The organism is Variovorax trehalosi (assembly GCF_051216415.1).
Taxonomy (GTDB): domain Bacteria; phylum Pseudomonadota; class Gammaproteobacteria; order Burkholderiales; family Burkholderiaceae_C; genus Variovorax.
In genome coordinates this window covers 769,964-785,846 of the sequence record NZ_JBPJZG010000002.1, presented here as the reverse complement: position 1 = coordinate 785,846, position 15,883 = coordinate 769,964, and the positions used below count along the sequence as shown (strand labels likewise).

Sequence of the window (15,883 nt, the reverse complement as noted above, 5' to 3'; positions counted from 1 at the left end):
CCGCTCATTATGCGGAGGCACGCTGCGCAGCAAACGCGACATACCAATCGAGGCTTCCGGGGTTTGCCATCGCCTCGCGGTTCACCACTTTCTCGATCGGCTGGCCCAGCAACAGCTTCTTGATCGGCAGCTCCTGCTTCTTGCCCGAGAGCGTGCGCGGAATCTCTGCCACCTGGAAGATGTCGTTGGGCACGAAGCGCGGCGAGAGCGAGGTCTTGATGGCGTTGTTGAGCCGGGTACGCATCGCCTCGTCGAGCGCAATGCCCGGGCGCAGCACCACGAAGAGCGGCATGTAGCTGTCGCGGCCCAGGTATTCGAGATCGACCACCATCGAGTCGAGCACTTCGGGCAGGCCCTCGACCGCGCTGTAGATCTCGCTGGTGCCCATGCGCAGGCCCTGCCGGTTGATGGTGGCGTCGCTGCGGCCGTAGATGATGCAGCCGCCGTCCTCGCCGATCTTGATCCAGTCGCCGTGGCGCCAGACGCCGGGGTAGGTGTCGAAGTAGCTCGACACGTAGCGCGCGTTGCCCTCGTCGCCCCAGAAGTAGAGCGGCATCGACGGAATGGCCTTCGTGCAGACCAGCTCGCCGACCTCGCCGATGACCGGCAGGCCCTGCTCGTTCCACGCCTCGACCGCATGGCCAAGCTCGCGGCACTGCATCTGGCCCGGCACCTCGGGCAGCTCGCGGTTGCCGCCGACGAAGGCGCCGCAGAAGTCGGTGCCGCCGGAGATGTTGCACCACCAGACCTCCTTCGAGCCCGCATCGAGGATCTGCTGCGAGCCCCAGCGCTGCACCTCGTCGGGCAGCGGCGAGCCGGTACTGCCGAGCGCGCGCACACGGGACAGGTCGCCGCATTCCTTCGCGACGATGCCAGCCTTCATGCAGTTCGTGAAGTAGGCCGCGCCCGCGCCGAAGAAGGTGACCTTGTGCCGCGCGACGAAGCGCCACAGCACGCTCCAGTCGGGCTTCTCCTTGCTGCCCGCCGGGTTGCCGTCGTAGATGCAGATGGTGGCGCCGAAGGCCATGCCCGAGAGCTGCGAGTTCCACATCACCCAGCCGGTGGAGCTGTACCAGTGGTAGCGCTCGCCGAAGTTGTTGGCGCCGTAGCTCGCGCCCACGTCGTTGTGCAAGCCGCAGGCGTGCATCGTCAGCAGGATGCCGCCCTGCCCGTGCACGATGGGCTTGGGCAGGCCCGTGGTGCCGCTCGAATAGACGATCCAGATCGGGTGGTCGAAGGGCAACCACTCGGGTTCGAAGGCGGCGACTTCGGTGTCGTTGCGCGCGGTGGCTTCGGTCCAGTCGACATCGTGCGCGACGGGGCTTGCGGCGAAGGGCGTCTTCACGAGCAGCAGTTTCTGCACGCTCGGCAATTGGGCGCGCAGCTCCTGCAGGACGGCGCTGCGGTCGAGGGGCTTGCCGCCGTAGTGCACGCCGTCGACGGCGATCAGCACCTTGGGTTCGATCTGGCGGAAGCGGTCGGCCACCGCGGCCGTGCCCATGTCGGGCGCACACACGCTCCAGATCGCGCCGATGCTGGAACACGCGAGGAACGCAACCATGGTCTCGGGCACGTTGGGCATGTAGGCCGCCACACGGTCGCCGCGCTGCACGCCGAGCGACTTCAGCGTGAGCGCGACCGCGGCGACCTGGCGGCGCATCTCGGACCACGACAGCTCGCGCACTTCTCCGAGTTCGTTGTCGCTCACGATGGCCGGCATGCCGGCCGCGTGCGCCGCATCGGCATGGCGCAGCACCTCGCGCGCGTAGTTGACCTGCGCACCGGGGAACCATCGCGCACCGGGCATGCGGGCTTCGGCGAGCACAGCACTGTGCGGCGTGGGCGACTGCAAGTCGGCGTAGTCCCAGATGCTTTGCCAGAAGGCATCCAGGTCGGTGACGGACCAGCGCCACAGCGCGTCGTAGGTGTCGAACGAGAGGCCGCGTGTCTCGCGCAGCCAGTTTTGATAAAGACGAATCTGGGGGATGTTGGGAGCAGGCATGAACCGAGCGTAGCGCCGCGAACGACCGTGCTCAATGAGGGTTGACCTCAGGGTTTGTACGTGTGTTCAACATTTTTGTACAGGCGTTCAATACGCTCCCATGAACACCCGCACCCCGACCGCCAGACGCAATGCCCCGCGTGCCGCGGCCATCTCCGCCGAAGCCGGGCGGCCCGACCGCCGCCAGGCCATCCTGCTGGCCGCAGAGAAACTGTTCGCGCAGCACGGCTACCACCCGGTGACGATCCGGCAGATCGCGGAGGAAGCCGGCGTGCCGCTCGCGCTGGTGGGCTACTACTTCGGGCCGAAGCACGAGCTCTTTCACGCCATCTTCGAACACTGGAGCCACACCATCCAGGAGCGCCTCACGCGTCTCGCGGAAGTGGACAACGACCCCGACGACGCGCACACGCTGCCGCGCATCATCGAAGCCTTCACCGCGCCCGTGCTCGCGTTGCGCGCGAGTTCGGAGGGCGAGTACTACGCGCTGCTGGTGGCGCGCGAGCTCTACCACGCGACCGAGGAAGCCGACCGCGTGCTGCGCGGCTACTTCGACCCGCTGGCCGCCGCCTACATCGATGCGCTGCACGTCGCGCTGCCGCACGCCACGCGCGCGCAGGTCGCGTGGGGCTACCAGTTCGCGCTCGGCGCGCTGCTGCACCACCTGAACGACAGTCGCATCGAACGGCTCTCTCGCGGCGAGAACAAGCGTGCCGACCCGGCCGTGGCGCCAATGCTGGTGAACTTCATCGTCGGCGGCCTGCGCGCCGCGCTGCCCAGGCCCAAGACCCCGCGTACACAGAAGACCCCCACCCGGAGACAAAAGACATGATGAAACGACGCACCCTGCTGTCGGCGCTCGCGGCCGCATCGGCTGCCGCTGCGCTGCCTTCGCGCGCGCAGCAGTCCCATCCGAAGATCGTGTTCGGCTACACGGCCGTGAGCGACTTCGCCTCCGTCTTCGTCGCGGCCGAGGAGGGCTACTTCAAGAAGCGCAACCTCGACGTCGAGCTCAAGTTCATTCCGCTCAACTCCACGATTCCCGCAGCGCTGCAGTCCGATTCGCTGCAGATCGGCGGCCCCACGCCCTCGGTGTTCCTGCAAGCGGTGGACGGCGGGCTCGACCTGGTGCTGGTGGCCGGCGGCGGCCTCACCTCCAAGACCTTCACCGGCTTCGGCCTGGTGGCGCGCGCGGGCTCGGGCATCAAGAGCCCGCAGGACTGCGTGGGCAAGAAGATCGGCGTGCCGGGGCTCGGTGCGTTCCTGCACGTGACCTTCCGCGCATGGCTGAAAGACAGCGGCGTGGACTACCGCAAGGTCAACTTCGTCGAAGCCTCGTTCCCGCAGCACGCGGACCTGCTGCGCGGCGGCTCGGTGGACGCGGTGGTGTCGGCCGATCCGTTCATGAGCCGCATCACCGAGAGCGGTGCCGGCTACGTGGCCTCCTACTACTCGACCTTCCTGCCCGAGAACAACCAGACCATCGTGCATGCGGCCAAGCGCGAGTGGGTCGCGAAGAACCCCGCGACGGCGCGTGCCTTTCGCGAAGCGCTGGTCGAGTCCGCCGGCTTCATGCAGCAGGCAAAGAACGACGCGAAAGTGCGCGCGGCCATCGGCAAGTACATCAAGCTGCCACCCGAAGTGCTGGCCAAGGTGCAGGTTTCGCCGCCCGGTCCGGTCGTCACCGACAAGCAGCTGGGCTACTGGACCGGGCTGATGAAAGAGCAGGACATGCTCAAGACGAACATCGATGTTGCGAAGCTGATCACCAAGTGATTTCCGCTCCTGCTCCGATCACCGCGCGCGCCGCGCTTTCCGCAAACGCCGCGCGTTCGCCGACGAGTTCCACGATGCAAGCCACACCCTTCCTGCGCTTCGACGGCGTCGCCATCCGCCTTGGCGGACGCGAGATCCTGTCGCCCACTTCGTTCGACGTGGCGCGCGGCGAGTTCGTCTGCATCGTCGGCCCCAGCGGCTGCGGCAAGACCACGCTGCTGCGCGCGGCCAGCGGCCTGGTCACGGCCAGTGCCGGTGAAGTGCGCCGCAACGGCGTGAAGATGACCGAGCCTTCGCGCGAAGTGGCTTTCGTGTTCCAGGACTACGGCCGTGCATTGCTGCCGTGGCGCACGGTGGAGGGCAATGTGAGCCTCGCGCTCGAAGCGGCCGGCGTGCCCGCGTCCGAACGCGCGCCGCGCATCGCCGATGTGCTCGGCAAGGTCGGCCTCGCGAAGCATGCGCAGAAGTTTCCGGTGCAGCTCTCGGGCGGCATGCAGCAGCGCGCGCAGATCGCGCGCTGCCTCGCGCAGAAGCCCGAACTCATGATGATGGACGAGCCCTTCGGTGCGCTCGATGCGCTCACCCGCCAGAGCCTGCAGGACGAGCTCGCCCGGCTGGTGCGAGACGACGGGCTCACGGTGCTGTTCGTCACGCACGACCTCGAAGAAGCCATCTACCTCGGCGACCGCGTGATCGCGCTGCAGGCCAATCCCGGCCCCGGGCGGCCGAGCCTTGCGCGGATGATCGACGTGAAGATCCCGCGCCCGCGCGACCAGCTCACGACCAAGGAGCATCCTGAATACCTGCAGTTGCGGCGTGAGCTGTTCGCCTTCATCGAGCAAGGTCATGACTGAAGGCCGCTTCTTCCGCTGGCTGCGGCCGTGGGTGTTTCCCGCGGTGCTGGTCGGGGCCTTCGAGTGGTACGCGCGACGCGCTGCGGCACTGGGCAGCGATGCGCTCGCGCCGCCCAGCGCAGCCGCCAAGGCCTTCATCAACGCTGCGCTCGACGGCTCGCTCTGGCATGCCACCGGCTTCACGCTTGGCACTGCGGCCCTCGGTTTGTTGATCGGCGCCGTGCTGGGCATTGCGCTGGGCCTGGTGCTCGGTCTCTCGCGCCGCGCGGCGCAGCTGGGCTCGGTCTCCATCGAGGTGCTGCGGCCCGTGCCCTCGGTCGCGCTGATTCCGCTCGCGATGCTGGCCTTCGGTTTCGGCGTACGCATGGAACTGGCCATCGTCGCTTTCGCCACCTTCTGGCCGCTGCTGGTGCTGGTGCAGTCGGCGGTGCAGCAGATCGAGCCGCGCTTGCTCGAAGTGAGCCGCGTACTCGGCCTTTCGACGCGCGAGCGTGCGTTCAAGATCGTGCTGCCGGCCATCGTGCCGCGCCTGTTCGTCGCGCTGCGCCTGGGCGTGGCGGTGGCGCTGGTGGTGGCCGTGACGGTGGAGATTGCCGCCAACCCCAACGGCATGGGCTACGCGATGATGATTGCGCAGCAAAGCTTCGACCCCGCGCTGATGCTCGCGTGGCTCGGTTGGATCGGCGTGGTGGGCTTCGCGGTCAACGCGGGCATGGTGCTGTTGCAGCGCGCGGTCTCGCGGCGCATGGGGGTGATGGCATGAACGGCAATGACAGTGCGCCCTCGGGCTTGAACTGGCTCGGTTCGTTCGCCGTGCTGTGCGCGCTCGTCGCGCTCTGGTGGGTCGCGAGCAACGCGGGCTGGGTCAGCCGGGTGTTTTTGCCGACGCCGCAAGCCACTTTTGCAAGCCTGCTCGAAGGGCTCAATCTCTCCGGCGATTCAGGCAATGGCGAACTGCTCGCCTTCACGCAGGCCACGATCGGCCGCATGGTCGAAGGCTGGCTGCTGGCCTCGCTGTTCGGCGTGGTGCTGGGCGCGGCCATCGGCGTGTCGCCTGCGGTGCGTGCGTGGGTGCAGCCGACGCTCGAATTCATTCGCCCGCTGCCCGCATCGGCATTGCTGCCGCTCGCGATTTCGATCTTCGGGCTCAACCCCGGCATGGTGCTGTTCGTGGTCGCGTTCGGCGCGATGTGGCCGGTGCTGCTGGCCACGGTGCACGGCTTCGCGGCGGTGGAGCCACGCCTGGCGGAAGTGGCGCGCTGCCTGCAGATGTCGCGTACGGCGTACATCTGGAAGATGGGCCTGCCCAATGCGATGCCCGACATCCTGGCCGGCATGCGCCTGGCGCTGACCATTGCACTCATCGTCGCGGTGGTGGGCGAAATGATCGCCTCGCAGAGCGGCCTGGGGCAGGCCATCCTGCTGGCTGCGCGTGCCTTTCGCGCCAGCGATCTTTTCGCCGGCATCGTGCTGCTCGGGCTCATCGGCTTCGTGAGCAATGCGCTGCTGGCCTTTGCCGAAAAACGACTGCTGCGCTGGCAGCAACCCTGACCGATCGATTCCTTCAAGCCAACACCAACACCCCACAAGGAGCCCCGCCATGCCACGCAAATTCGTCGACCTCTCGATCTTTCTCGAGAACGATGTGCTCTCCGACCCGCCCGCCTTCGCGCCGAAGATCCAATACTTCACGCACGAGCAGACCTACGAGCAGATCGAGCCCTTCTTCCCGGGCCTGAAGAAGAAGGACCTTCCCGACGGCGAAGGCTGGGCCGTGGAGCTGGTGCAACTCTCTACGCACAACGGCACGCACCTGGATGCGCCCTATCACTTCCACTCGACCATGGACAAGGCGCTCGGCGAGAAGAAGCCCGCCATCGCCATCCACGACGTGCCGCTCGAATGGTGTTTCCAGCCCGGTGTGAAGCTCGACTTTCGCCACTTCGCCGATGGCTATGTGGTCACAGCCGAGGATGTCGAGGCCGAGCTCAAGCGCATCGGCCACACGCTGAGCCCGCTGGAGATCGTGGTGGTCAACACGCGCGCGGGCTCCCGCTACGGCAACAACGACTACGTCTCGGCCGGTGCGGGCATGGGCTACGAAGCGACGATGTATCTGCTCGAGCGCGGCGTGCGCCTCACCGGCACCGACGCATGGAGCTGGGACGCGCCCTTCGTGCACACCGCGAAGAAGTACGGCGAGACGCACGACGCCTCACTGATCTGGGAAGGTCACAAGGCCGGCCGAGACATCGGCTATTGCCACATCGAGAAACTGCACAACCTGGAGGTGTTGCCGCCCACAGGCTTTTTCATCAGCTGCTTTCCGCACAAGATCCGCGGGGCCTCGGCGGGCTGGACGCGTGCGGTTGCGATCTTCGACGACGCGCTGATGGCGTCGGTCTGAACGAAAGAAAACCTCGCCCATGATCGAACTCAACCACACGCACGACGCCAGCGCCCGCAGCTGGGTCGACACCGCCAACGCGGCGGGCACCGACTTCCCGATCCAGAACCTGCCGTATGCGGAGTTCCGCCGCATCGGCAGCCCCGAGCCGTTTCGCGGCGGCGTGGCCATCGGCGACCAGGTGCTCGACCTCGCGGCGCTGGCCGCGGGCTCGCATGTCGACGGGCTCGCGCTCGATGCGGCGCGGGTCGCCGCCCTGCCCGCCCTCAACGATTTCTTCGCGCTCGGCCCCTCCGCCTGGCAGGCCCTGCGCCATGCGGTCTTCGCGCTGCTGCGAAGCGATGCGCCCGCCGCGACGGTGGACGACCTGCACAAGTGCCTGGTGCCGCAAACCGACGTTGAATACACCGTGCCCGCGCGCATCGGCGACTACACCGACTTCTACACATCGATCGACCATGCGCTGAACATCACGCGCCTGTTCAACCCCGAGGGCGACGTGACGCCGAACTTCCGCTGGATTCCGACGGCGTACCACGGGCGCGTCTCGACCATCGGCGTGAGCGGGCAGCGCTTTCACCGGCCGATGGGACAGACGATGGCACCGGGCGCGAAGGCGCCCACGTACCACGCGTGCGCCCGGCTCGACTACGAACTCGAACTCGGCGTGTGGATCGGCGAAGGCAATGCGGCGGGCGAGCCGATTCCGCTCGAACGCGCCGAGGAGCACATCTTCGGCATCTGCCTGCTCAACGACTGGTCGGCGCGCGACATCCAGTTCTGGGAGATGGCGCCGCTCGGGCCCTTCCTTGCGAAGAATTTCGCGACCACCATATCGCCGTGGATCGTGACGATGGAAGCACTCGCCCCCTATCGCCAGGCCTGGACGCGGCCGGCCGACGAGCCCCAGCCGCTCGACTATCTGGAGAGCAAGGCGAATCGCGAAAGCGGCGCGATCGACATCAGCCTGGAGGTGTGGCTCGAAAGCGGGAAGGCGCGCGATGACAAGAGCGGTCCTTCGCGGCTGTCGCGCACGAGCTTCAGGCACCAGTACTGGAGCGTGGCGCAGATGGTGGCGCACCACACGATGGGTGGCTGCAAGCTGAATGCGGGCGACCTGTTCGGTAGCGGGACGATCTCGGGGCCGGGCCCAGGCGAGGCCGGCGCGATCATCGAACTGGCGCGTGCGGGGCAGAGCCCCGTGGCGCTGGCCAATGGCGAGCAGCGCGCATTCATCGAGGATGGCGACGCGGTGCTGCTGCGCGGCTGGTGCGAGAAGCCGGGGCATGCGCGCATCGGGTTCGGCGAGAGCCGCGGCACGGTGTTGCCGGCGAAGGGCTGAACGCGCGTCCGACGCGGCGCAAAAGAAAAGGCCACCGGTGAGGTGGCCTTTTGCATGAAATGTGGAGCGGGAAAAGAGTCTCGAACTCTCGACCTCAACCTTGGCAAGGTTGCGCTCTACCAACTGAGCTATTCCCGCATTTCGAGCGTCGAATTATAGAGGGCTCGGAGCCCGTTTTTCCCGAGCCCGAGAAAAAAGTGGGGTCAAGCGCCAAACACCATGGCGCGGTGCATCGACGTGCCGGCCATCACGCCATCGGCGGAAGCGAGCGTGGCGTTGTGCATCGGCATGGCCGCATCGCCCGCGGCGAACACGCCGGGCACGGTGGTCATCTTCATCGCATCGATGCGGATCACCGGGCCGGCCGGGCCGTCGTCGAACGCGCATCCCAGCTGTTCGGCAATGAGGCTCGACGGACGCGTGCGGGGCACCATGAACAGCGCCTCGACCGGCACGATGCGGCCGTCTTCGAGGCGAATGCCTGACAGGTCCGTTGCCGGCCCCTCCAGCGCGGCGATGCGGCCCGGCTCGATCGTCACGCCGCGCGCCTGCAGCTTGGCCCGCGTCTCGTCGTCCGCCGTGTTGTTGCCGTTCAGGAAGAGCGTGGTCGGGCCCCATTCGGCGATCAGCATCGCGTGCTCCGGCGGGTGCGGGGCTTCGACCAGGACACCGAGCCTGCGGCCGCTGAATTCGTAGCCGTGGCAATAGGGGCAGTGCAGCACGCTGGTGCCCCAGCGTTCGCGCATGCCGGCGATGCCGTCCGGAAAGCCATCCTGCACACCGAAGGCCAGGAGGAGCTTGCCGGCCGACAGCTGCAGATCGCCATCGAGCGATGCGACGAACCCGCCCGCACCATCGGCCTGCGCGCTCGCCACGCGGCCTTCGATGAAAGTGACGTTCGGATAGGCCAGGAGCTTGGCGCGTGCGTCGGCGATCATCTTCAGCGGCGGCACGCCGTCCTGGCCGAAGAAGCCGTGGGCGGCAGCGGCGAAGCGGTTGCGCGGCGCGCCCGCGTCGACCACGCACACGTTCTTGCGTGCACGCGCGAGCTGCATGGCAGCGGAGAGGCCGGCAAAGCTGCCGCCCACGACGAGAGCGTCATAGCGCATGTTCAATGTCCTTCCTGGTGAAGCCGCCGCCTGTCATGCGCCGATGAAAGTCTTTCGAGAGATCGGCCAGCGTGATGCTGTTGAAACGCTTGAGCAGCAAGGCCTCGGCCTCGTCGAAGGCATCGTCGAGCGCCGCATTCACGGCCTGCTCGACGATGCAGCCGGGGCTCTCGGTGCGATTGCCCATGGCCAGCAGCGCGGGCGCGCCGACGGCGTTGTGGATGTCGCCCAGCGTCACGCGCGACAGCGAACACGACAGCACCCAGCCGCCGCCGTGGCCCTTGGCCGAACTCACGAAGCCCGCCTGCCGCAGGCCCGCCATGAGCCGGCGCACCACGACCGGGTTGGTATGCATCGCGCTTGCGAGTGCTTCGGAGGTGACGGGCTCGTCCATCTCGGCCATGTGCAGCAGCACGTGGAGAACGCCGGAAAGCTTGCTGTCTCGTTTCATGCAACATTATTAGTTGCATGAAATCGCCGATGCTGGCAGCGGGTCTCTTTGACCCTGCCGGGTGGAAGGTTTGCGCCATGCGACCCCCCGTGAACGAAAGGCGCCCCTAACGCACAGCCCTTCGTTTCCGACGACGGACACGTCCCACAAGCGAGAGCGAAGCCCCCGCACACGGCGACATGGTGCGAGGTGGTCACGGTAGCGACCGAACTGGCCCAAAGCCGGTTCTTGTCAGTGACCATTCAAACGAAAGGAACAGTCACCCATGAAGCAACAACAACACAAATCCATCTTCGTCGGCGCCTTGCTCGCAGGCCTTCTTGCCATGAGCGGTTTCGCTCAGGCACAGGGCGTTGGGGTCGGCGTGGGCGTGAATGCCGATGTGAATACATCGGGCACAGTCAAGGCCACACCGGCGCAAGGCAGCGCAGGGGCAGGCGCAAGCACCGGCGCCGCAGCGGGTGCAGGCACATCGGCCAATGGCGGTGCCGGCAACGCAGCGGGCGGCCTGGGCAACACGGTCGGGGGCGTGGTCGGCGGCGCGACAGGTGCCGTGGGCAACGCGACCAGCACGGTCGGCGGTGCCACGGGCGCCGTGGGCGGTGCGACCGGCGCAGCAACAGGCGCTACAGGTGGCCTCACGAACACCGTCGGCGGCACGCTGAACGGCGCGACCGGCGCGGTCGGCTCGGCGGGCGGCGCGGTGAAGCCATCGGGCACCGGCGTGGGCGCGAAGGCCAGCGGCAAGGCCAAGGGCTCGAGCGCGGTCGACATCACGAAGTAACCACGCCTCATGGGCACAAGCCCGCAGCGCTCGCGCGTTGCGGGCTTTTCTTCGCGTATCAGCCGGACACTTCAAGCCTGAAAAGGCTCGTGACCTCCGCGTCGAGCACCATCAGATCGCGCTGGTTGAAGAGCCGCCACTGCCAGCGCAGGATGCCGAGCGTCGGCCGCTTCTCGGAGCGCCGCACCTCGATCACGTCGGCCACGAGCCGCAAGGCATCGCCGGGCCGCACCGGGTTGGGCCAGCGCACATGCTCGAGCCCTGGCGACGCGAAAGATTCCGAGCCCTTCAGTGCCGCCTCGACCACCAGGCGCATCGCGATCGAGCAGGTGTGCCAGCCGCTCGCGATCAGTCCACCGAAGGCGCTGTCCGCCGCGGCCTCCGCGTCGGTGTGAAACCACTGCGGGTCGTACGCCTTGGCGAACTGCACCAGCTCGGCTTCGGTGAGCACGTAGGGTCCGGCCTCGATGACCTGGCCTGCATGGAAGTCGGCGAACAGCATTCGCCGCAGCTTAGTAGGTTTCGAGGTGCAGGCGGCCTTCGCGTTTGAGCGAAGCGCCGACCGTGTCCCAATCGAGCCCCGCTTCCGTCGCCACGTCGCGCAGCGCGAGCACCACGCCCTCTTCCATGCTCTTCAAGCCGCACACGTAGAAGTGGCTGCTGCCATCCTTGAGCAGCGCGGCCAGGTCGGCGGCGCGCTCGCGCATCAGGTCCTGCACGTAGCGCTTAGGGCTCCCCGGCGTGCGCGAGAACGCCAGGTTGATGTCGATGAAGTCCTTGGGCAGCGACTGCAGCGGGCCGAAGTACGGCAGCTCCTGCTGCGTGCGCGCGCCGAAGAACAGCATGAGCTTGCCGCCTTCGAACTTGCCGCTCTTGCGCAGGCGCCGGCGCCACTCGGTCATCGCGCGCATCGGTGCGCTGCCGGTGCCGGTACAGATCATCACGATGTGCGACTTGGGGTGGTTCGGCATCAGGAACGAGGCGCCGAAGGGCCCCACCACCTGCACCGTGTCGCCCACCTTCAGGTCGCACACATAGTTGGAGCACACGCCGAGCACCGGGTCGCCCTGGTGGTCCTCGGTCACGCGCTTCACGGTGAGCGAGACGTTGTTGTAGCCCGGCCGCTCGCCGTTACGGGGGCTCGCCACCGAGTACTGGCGCGCATGGTGTCGCTTGCCAATGGCATCGACGCCCGGCGGCACGATGCCGATCGACTGGCCTTCCAGCACAGGGAACGGAACCACGCCGAAGTCGAGCACGATGTGGTGCGTCTCGCTGTCGAAGCCGGCTTCTGTGCAGTTGAAGTTGCCGACCACGGTCGCGGTCGTCGGGGTCTTCGGCGGGAACAGGTTGGTGTACGCATGCGCGGCCGACCACGGGGGCACGGTGGCGCCGTACTGCGCGGAATTGAAGACGGCCTCGACGGACTCGACCGCGACGACCTGCGTCGGCGCCGTTGCAGCGGGTGCTGCTGCCGCCTCATCGTCCGCGTCGGCGGAAACACCCGCGGCTTCGAGCTCTTCGGGCGTCAACTCCGCGGGCAGTTCTTCCCAGGTGAGCTGTTCTTCGATCGTGTACGCGCGCACGAGCGGCATCGTGCGCCAGTTGTCGATGGAGCCCGTCGGGCACGGCGAGATGCAGGCCATGCAGCCGTTGCAGACGTCAGCCCGCACGACGTAGTTGTTGTCGTCGTGCGTGATCGCATTGACGGGGCAGGTGGCCTCGCAGGTGTTGCAGCGGATGCAGATCTCGGGGTCGATCAGGTGCTGCTTGATGACCCCGGCTTCAACGGCCATGTCCATGTTGTTCTCCATCCCCTCGCCGTGGGGGCGAGGGATTCATATCCAGGCGCTCAGCCGAAGCGCACGTACTCGAAGTCGACGGGCTGGCGATTGATGCCCATCACCGGCGGCGAGATCCAGCCTGCGAACTTGCCCGGCTCCACCACGCGGCCCATCAACGATGCCACGAAAGCGAAGTCTTCGGAACTGGGCAGCCACTCATCGCGCTTGGCGGCCCATTCGATCTCGTTCACCACACGGCCTTCGGGCGACATCTTGATGCCGGCGAGCGCGCCGATCTGGCGGTTGAAGGCCTTGTGCGGCACGACCAGGCGGGTCGGGATGCCGGCTTTTTCCAGCACCTTGTTCCAGCGGCCGACGCCGGCCACCGAGTCCTTGATGAAGTCGTCGCGCAGCACTTCGTTCAGCGCATTGAGCATCGGCACGTCTTTCTCGACGAGCTGGCCGTCCTTCACCTCGAGCACCTTGTAGGTCTGGCCCTTGAGCACGTGGTCGTCGGTGCGCTTGCCTTCTTCGTAGCGGCCCTTCAGGCCCGAGCTGTAGAAGATGGCCGCGTTGCTCGACTGGTCGGCGCCGAACAGATCGATGGTCACGCTGTAATGGAAGTTCAGGTAGCGCTGGATCGTGCCCAGGTCGATGCAGCCCGCAGCACGGATCTTCTGCACGTCGTCGGTCTTCAGCTCGTTCATCACCTGCGCGGTGCGCGCGATCACGCGCGAGACGCCGCTCTCGCCCACGAACATGTGGTGCGCCTCTTCGGTCAGCATGAACTTCGTGGTGCGCGCGAGCGGATCGAACGCGCTCTCGGCCAGCGCGGAGAGCTGGAACTTGCCGTCGCGGTCGGTGAAGTAGGTGAACATGAAGAACGCGAGCCAGTCGGGCGTGCGTTCGTTGAAGGCGCCCAGGATGCGCGGGTTGTTCTCGTCGCCCGAGGTGCGCTGCAGCAGCGCATCGGCCTCTTCGCGACCGTCGCGGCCGAAGTGCTTCTGCAGCAGGTAGACCATCGCCCACAGGTGGCGGCCTTCTTCCACGTTGATCTGGAACAGGTTGCGCAGGTCGTACATCGACGGCGCCGTGAGGCCCAGGTGGCGCTGCTGCTCGACCGATGCGGGCTCGGTGTCGCCCTGCGTCACGATGATGCGGCGCAGGTTCGCGCGGTGTTCGCCAGGCACGTCCTGCCAAGCCTTCTCGCCCTTGTGGTCGCCGAAGTGGATCTCGCGGTTGGCATCGCCCGGGTTCAGGAAAATGCCCCAGCGGTAGTCACGCATCTTCACGTGGCCGAACTGCGCCCAGCCCTGCGGATCGACGCTCACGGCCGTGCGCAGGTACACCTCGTGGTTGGTCGAGCCATCGGGACCCACGTCGTCCCACCAGTTGATGAAGTTGGGCTGCCAGCCTTCGAGCGCGCGCTGCAGCGTGCGGTCTTCGCCGAGGTTGACGTTGTTGGGGATCTTCTCGCTGTAGTTGATCGTGCTCATCGTTGTTCCTTGGGTTGTACGGGGCTGCCAGTTCAAACGCGATTCATGTCGAAGCCGGCCTTCTCGCCGGTGCCGTAGACCTTGAGCGCGCCCTTTTCGCCGACGGCGTTGGGGCGGTTGAAGATCCAGTTCTGCCAGGCGGTGAGCCGGCCGAAGATGCGGGTGGCCATGTTTTCCTTGCTCGCGAAGCGCAGGTTGGCTTCGAGGCCGGTGAGCGCGTCGGGCGACATGGCGGCGCGCTCTTCGATGGCGATGCGGATTTCGTCTTCCCAGTCGATGTCGTCCGGTGCGGCGGTGACCAGGCCGAGCTTCAGGGCTTCGTCGGCGTCCAGCGGCTTGCCTGCTGCGGCGCGTGCGGCTTCGAGCGGCGCGGCCTCTTCATAGAAGCGGCGCTGCAGGCGGCTCTGGTCGTTCACCATCGGGAAGAAGCCGAAGTTGAATTCGTTCAGCACGAGCTTCGGTGCGCGCTCTGCATCGTCGGGCAGCGCGAGCATGTAGGTGCGGTCGGCCGCAAAGGCCAGCTCGGCCAGCGTGCCGGCGAAGCACGAACCGGCCTCGACCAGCGCGAAGAGGCTGCGCGACGACACATCGAGGCGCGCCAGCGTGCGGCGCAGCGCGCCGATGGTTTCGCGCACGAGCCAGTGGTCCTTGTTGGCGAACATCACGGCGTCGGAGGCGAGCACGGCAGCGGCATCGCCTTCGGTCTTGAGCAGCCAGGTGCCGACGTCGAGTTCGTTGGTGCGCAGGTTGAGGATCGCGTCGTCGAGCTCGCGGCACATCGCCAGCGGCCACCAGGCGGCGCCTGCGGCTTCGATGGCGGCGATGTCGGCCGGCTGCGCGCCGGTGGGCGCCTTCACGGTGATCGTCGCGGTGCGCTTGCTGCGGTCGATCTGCACGTTCACATGCGAATACGCGATGCCGTCGGCGCTGTCGGTACGTTCCAGGCGCGTGAGCGCCACGCCCTTGCCGCCCGCGGGACGGTCGCTGCCGGCCGCGAGTTGCGAAGCGCGGTCCTGCACGGCGGCGGCGAACTGCGCGGGCTTGGCCACCGCATCGACCAGGCGCCACTCGACCGCGCGCTGGCCGCGCACGCCTTCGACGCTGGTGCAGAAGATGTCGGCGAGGTCATGGCGCACATGGCGCTTGTCGGTCACGCGCGTCAGGCCGCCGGTGCCGGGCAGCACGCCGAGCAGCGGCACTTCGGGCAGCGAGACGGCCGAGGAGCGGTCGTCCACCAACAGGATCTCGTCGCAGGCCAGCGCCAGCTCGTAGCCGCCGCCGGCGCAGGCGCCGTTCACAGCCGCGAGGAATTTCAGGCCCGAGTGCTTCGACGAGTCTTCGATGCCGTTGCGCGTCTCGTTGGTGAACTTGCAGAAGTTCACCTTCCAGGCGTGGCCCGAGACGCCCAGCATGAAGATGTTGGCGCCCGAACAGAAGATGCGGTCCTTGCCGCTGGTGACGATCACGCTGCGCACTTCGGGGTGCTCGAAGCGGATGCGGTTGAGCGCGTCGTTGAGCTCGATGTCGACGCCCAGGTCGTAGCTGTTGAGCTTGAGCTTGTAGCCGGGGCGGATGCCGCCGCCCTCGGCGATGTCGAGCGTGAGGCGCGCGACGTTGCCGTCAAAGCCGATCTTCCAGTGGCGGTACTGGGAAGGCTCGACGCGGTAGTCGACGCGCGGGGGCGGCTGCAGGGAGGTATCGGCGCTCATCGTGAAGTCTCCTGGGTCTGGGGCGGGTGGGTCGCACGAAGAATAATGCAGTTTTCTTCGCTCAGTGCATGCATCATTATGCATATCAACCGGCAAGTCAATGCCTGCCGGGCTTTTTTGAGGCTCAGACGGTGCGCAGGACACATTTCCGAGAGAAGATGCGAATAGT

Annotated in this window: 15 protein-coding genes and 1 tRNA gene; 8 read left to right on the top strand and 8 right to left on the bottom strand. The window is 66.9% G+C overall.

The window, feature by feature from the left end; genetic code table 11:
• Positions 1–7: 7 nt before the first annotated feature.
• Positions 8–2,002 (bottom strand): acetoacetate--CoA ligase, encoded by a 1,995-nt coding sequence (locus ACSFA7_RS11730; RefSeq protein ID WP_435499500.1) that lies wholly within the window; start codon positions 2,000–2,002, stop codon positions 8–10.
• 100 nt (positions 2,003–2,102) lie between these two features.
• On the opposite strand from ACSFA7_RS11730, the gene ACSFA7_RS11725 reads away from it, so the two are divergent.
• From ACSFA7_RS11725 to fahA, 7 genes are read left to right on the top strand one after another with little or no spacing between them, the layout of a single operon-like run.
• Positions 2,103–2,834 (top strand): TetR/AcrR family transcriptional regulator, encoded by a 732-nt coding sequence (locus ACSFA7_RS11725; protein ID WP_435499499.1) that lies wholly within the window; start codon positions 2,103–2,105, stop codon positions 2,832–2,834.
• A complete protein-coding gene (locus ACSFA7_RS11720) occupies positions 2,831–3,778 on the top strand; it encodes an ABC transporter substrate-binding protein (RefSeq protein ID WP_435499498.1) in 948 nt (315 codons plus the stop codon). The genes ACSFA7_RS11725 and ACSFA7_RS11720 overlap by 4 nt, the downstream gene beginning before the upstream one ends.
• Positions 3,775–4,632 (top strand): ABC transporter ATP-binding protein, encoded by an 858-nt coding sequence (locus ACSFA7_RS11715; protein ID WP_435499497.1) that lies wholly within the window; start codon positions 3,775–3,777, stop codon positions 4,630–4,632. Before ACSFA7_RS11720 ends, ACSFA7_RS11715 begins: the two co-directional genes overlap by 4 nt.
• On the top strand, positions 4,625–5,395 hold the full coding sequence (locus tag ACSFA7_RS11710; RefSeq protein WP_435499496.1) for an ABC transporter permease: 771 nt from the start codon (positions 4,625–4,627) through the stop codon (positions 5,393–5,395). The genes ACSFA7_RS11715 and ACSFA7_RS11710 overlap by 8 nt, the downstream gene beginning before the upstream one ends.
• Complete coding sequence (locus ACSFA7_RS11705) at positions 5,392–6,183, top strand: ABC transporter permease (RefSeq protein ID WP_435499495.1); 792 nt, start codon at positions 5,392–5,394, stop codon at positions 6,181–6,183. Before ACSFA7_RS11710 ends, ACSFA7_RS11705 begins: the two co-directional genes overlap by 4 nt.
• Before the next feature lie 49 nt (positions 6,184–6,232).
• Positions 6,233–7,039, top strand: coding sequence for a cyclase family protein (locus tag ACSFA7_RS11700; protein ID WP_435499494.1), 807 nt, complete (start codon positions 6,233–6,235; stop codon positions 7,037–7,039).
• 19 nt (positions 7,040–7,058) lie between these two features.
• A complete protein-coding gene (gene fahA / locus ACSFA7_RS11695) occupies positions 7,059–8,381 on the top strand; it encodes a fumarylacetoacetase (RefSeq protein WP_435499493.1) in 1,323 nt (440 codons plus the stop codon).
• 62 nt (positions 8,382–8,443) lie between these two features.
• On the opposite strand, the gene ACSFA7_RS11690 is transcribed toward fahA, so the two are convergent.
• The 3 genes from ACSFA7_RS11690 to ACSFA7_RS11680 all read right to left on the bottom strand — a co-directional run bounded on the left by ACSFA7_RS11690 (position 8,444) and on the right by ACSFA7_RS11680 (position 9,941).
• Positions 8,444–8,519: transfer RNA gene (locus ACSFA7_RS11690), tRNA-Gly, on the bottom strand.
• 65 nt (positions 8,520–8,584) lie between these two features.
• Positions 8,585–9,490: an NAD(P)/FAD-dependent oxidoreductase gene (locus tag ACSFA7_RS11685; RefSeq protein WP_435499492.1), complete on the bottom strand. Its 906-nt coding sequence runs from the start codon at positions 9,488–9,490 to the stop codon at positions 8,585–8,587.
• The gene (locus ACSFA7_RS11680) at positions 9,480–9,941 is read right to left on the bottom strand and encodes an Rrf2 family transcriptional regulator (protein WP_435499491.1); all 462 of its coding nucleotides are present in this window, start codon (positions 9,939–9,941) and stop codon (positions 9,480–9,482) included. Before ACSFA7_RS11680 ends, ACSFA7_RS11685 begins: the two co-directional genes overlap by 11 nt.
• A 265-nt stretch (positions 9,942–10,206) precedes the next feature.
• Between ACSFA7_RS11680 and ACSFA7_RS11675 the strand changes: the two genes are divergently transcribed.
• Complete coding sequence (locus tag ACSFA7_RS11675; RefSeq protein ID WP_435499490.1) at positions 10,207–10,725, top strand: adhesin; 519 nt, start codon at positions 10,207–10,209, stop codon at positions 10,723–10,725.
• Between the two features lie 58 nt (positions 10,726–10,783).
• On the opposite strand, the gene ACSFA7_RS11670 is transcribed toward ACSFA7_RS11675, so the two are convergent.
• Genes ACSFA7_RS11670 through boxC form a run of 4 tightly spaced genes read right to left on the bottom strand, consistent with a single transcriptional unit; the run spans position 10,784 to position 15,714 of the window.
• Positions 10,784–11,227 (bottom strand): MaoC family dehydratase, encoded by a 444-nt coding sequence (locus tag ACSFA7_RS11670; RefSeq protein WP_206176535.1) that lies wholly within the window; start codon positions 11,225–11,227, stop codon positions 10,784–10,786.
• A gap of 10 nt (positions 11,228–11,237) precedes the next feature.
• Positions 11,238–12,527: a benzoyl-CoA 2,3-epoxidase subunit BoxA gene (gene boxA, locus ACSFA7_RS11665; protein ID WP_435499489.1), complete on the bottom strand. Its 1,290-nt coding sequence runs from the start codon at positions 12,525–12,527 to the stop codon at positions 11,238–11,240.
• Between the two features lie 50 nt (positions 12,528–12,577).
• On the bottom strand, positions 12,578–14,005 hold the full coding sequence (gene boxB / locus ACSFA7_RS11660) for a benzoyl-CoA 2,3-epoxidase subunit BoxB (protein ID WP_435499488.1): 1,428 nt from the start codon (positions 14,003–14,005) through the stop codon (positions 12,578–12,580).
• Between the two features lie 32 nt (positions 14,006–14,037).
• On the bottom strand, positions 14,038–15,714 hold the full coding sequence (boxC, locus tag ACSFA7_RS11655) for a 2,3-epoxybenzoyl-CoA dihydrolase (protein ID WP_435499487.1): 1,677 nt from the start codon (positions 15,712–15,714) through the stop codon (positions 14,038–14,040).
• Positions 15,715–15,883: the final 169 nt, after the last annotated feature.

What these genes read in the sequence shown, in the direction of transcription:
- ACSFA7_RS11730 (WP_435499500.1), bottom strand. Translation starts at nt 2,002, where the DNA reads ATGCCTGCTCCCAACATCCCCCAGATTCGTCTTTATCAAAACTGGCTG.
- ACSFA7_RS11725 (WP_435499499.1), top strand. Translation starts at nt 2,103, where the DNA reads ATGAACACCCGCACCCCGACCGCCAGACGCAATGCCCCGCGTGCCGCG.
- ACSFA7_RS11720 (WP_435499498.1), top strand. Translation starts at nt 2,831, where the DNA reads ATGATGAAACGACGCACCCTGCTGTCGGCGCTCGCGGCCGCATCGGCT.
- ACSFA7_RS11710 (WP_435499496.1), top strand. Translation starts at nt 4,625, where the DNA reads ATGACTGAAGGCCGCTTCTTCCGCTGGCTGCGGCCGTGGGTGTTTCCC.
- ACSFA7_RS11705 (WP_435499495.1), top strand. Translation starts at nt 5,392, where the DNA reads ATGAACGGCAATGACAGTGCGCCCTCGGGCTTGAACTGGCTCGGTTCG.
- ACSFA7_RS11700 (WP_435499494.1), top strand. Translation starts at nt 6,233, where the DNA reads ATGCCACGCAAATTCGTCGACCTCTCGATCTTTCTCGAGAACGATGTG.
- fahA (WP_435499493.1), top strand. Translation starts at nt 7,059, where the DNA reads ATGATCGAACTCAACCACACGCACGACGCCAGCGCCCGCAGCTGGGTC.
- ACSFA7_RS11685 (WP_435499492.1), bottom strand. Translation starts at nt 9,490, where the DNA reads ATGCGCTATGACGCTCTCGTCGTGGGCGGCAGCTTTGCCGGCCTCTCC.
- ACSFA7_RS11680 (WP_435499491.1), bottom strand. Translation starts at nt 9,941, where the DNA reads ATGAAACGAGACAGCAAGCTTTCCGGCGTTCTCCACGTGCTGCTGCAC.
- ACSFA7_RS11675 (WP_435499490.1), top strand. Translation starts at nt 10,207, where the DNA reads ATGAAGCAACAACAACACAAATCCATCTTCGTCGGCGCCTTGCTCGCA.
- ACSFA7_RS11670 (WP_206176535.1), bottom strand. Translation starts at nt 11,227, where the DNA reads ATGCTGTTCGCCGACTTCCATGCAGGCCAGGTCATCGAGGCCGGACCC.
- boxA (WP_435499489.1), bottom strand. Translation starts at nt 12,527, where the DNA reads ATGGACATGGCCGTTGAAGCCGGGGTCATCAAGCAGCACCTGATCGAC.
- boxB (WP_435499488.1), bottom strand. Translation starts at nt 14,005, where the DNA reads ATGAGCACGATCAACTACAGCGAGAAGATCCCCAACAACGTCAACCTC.
- boxC (WP_435499487.1), bottom strand. Translation starts at nt 15,714, where the DNA reads ATGAGCGCCGATACCTCCCTGCAGCCGCCCCCGCGCGTCGACTACCGC.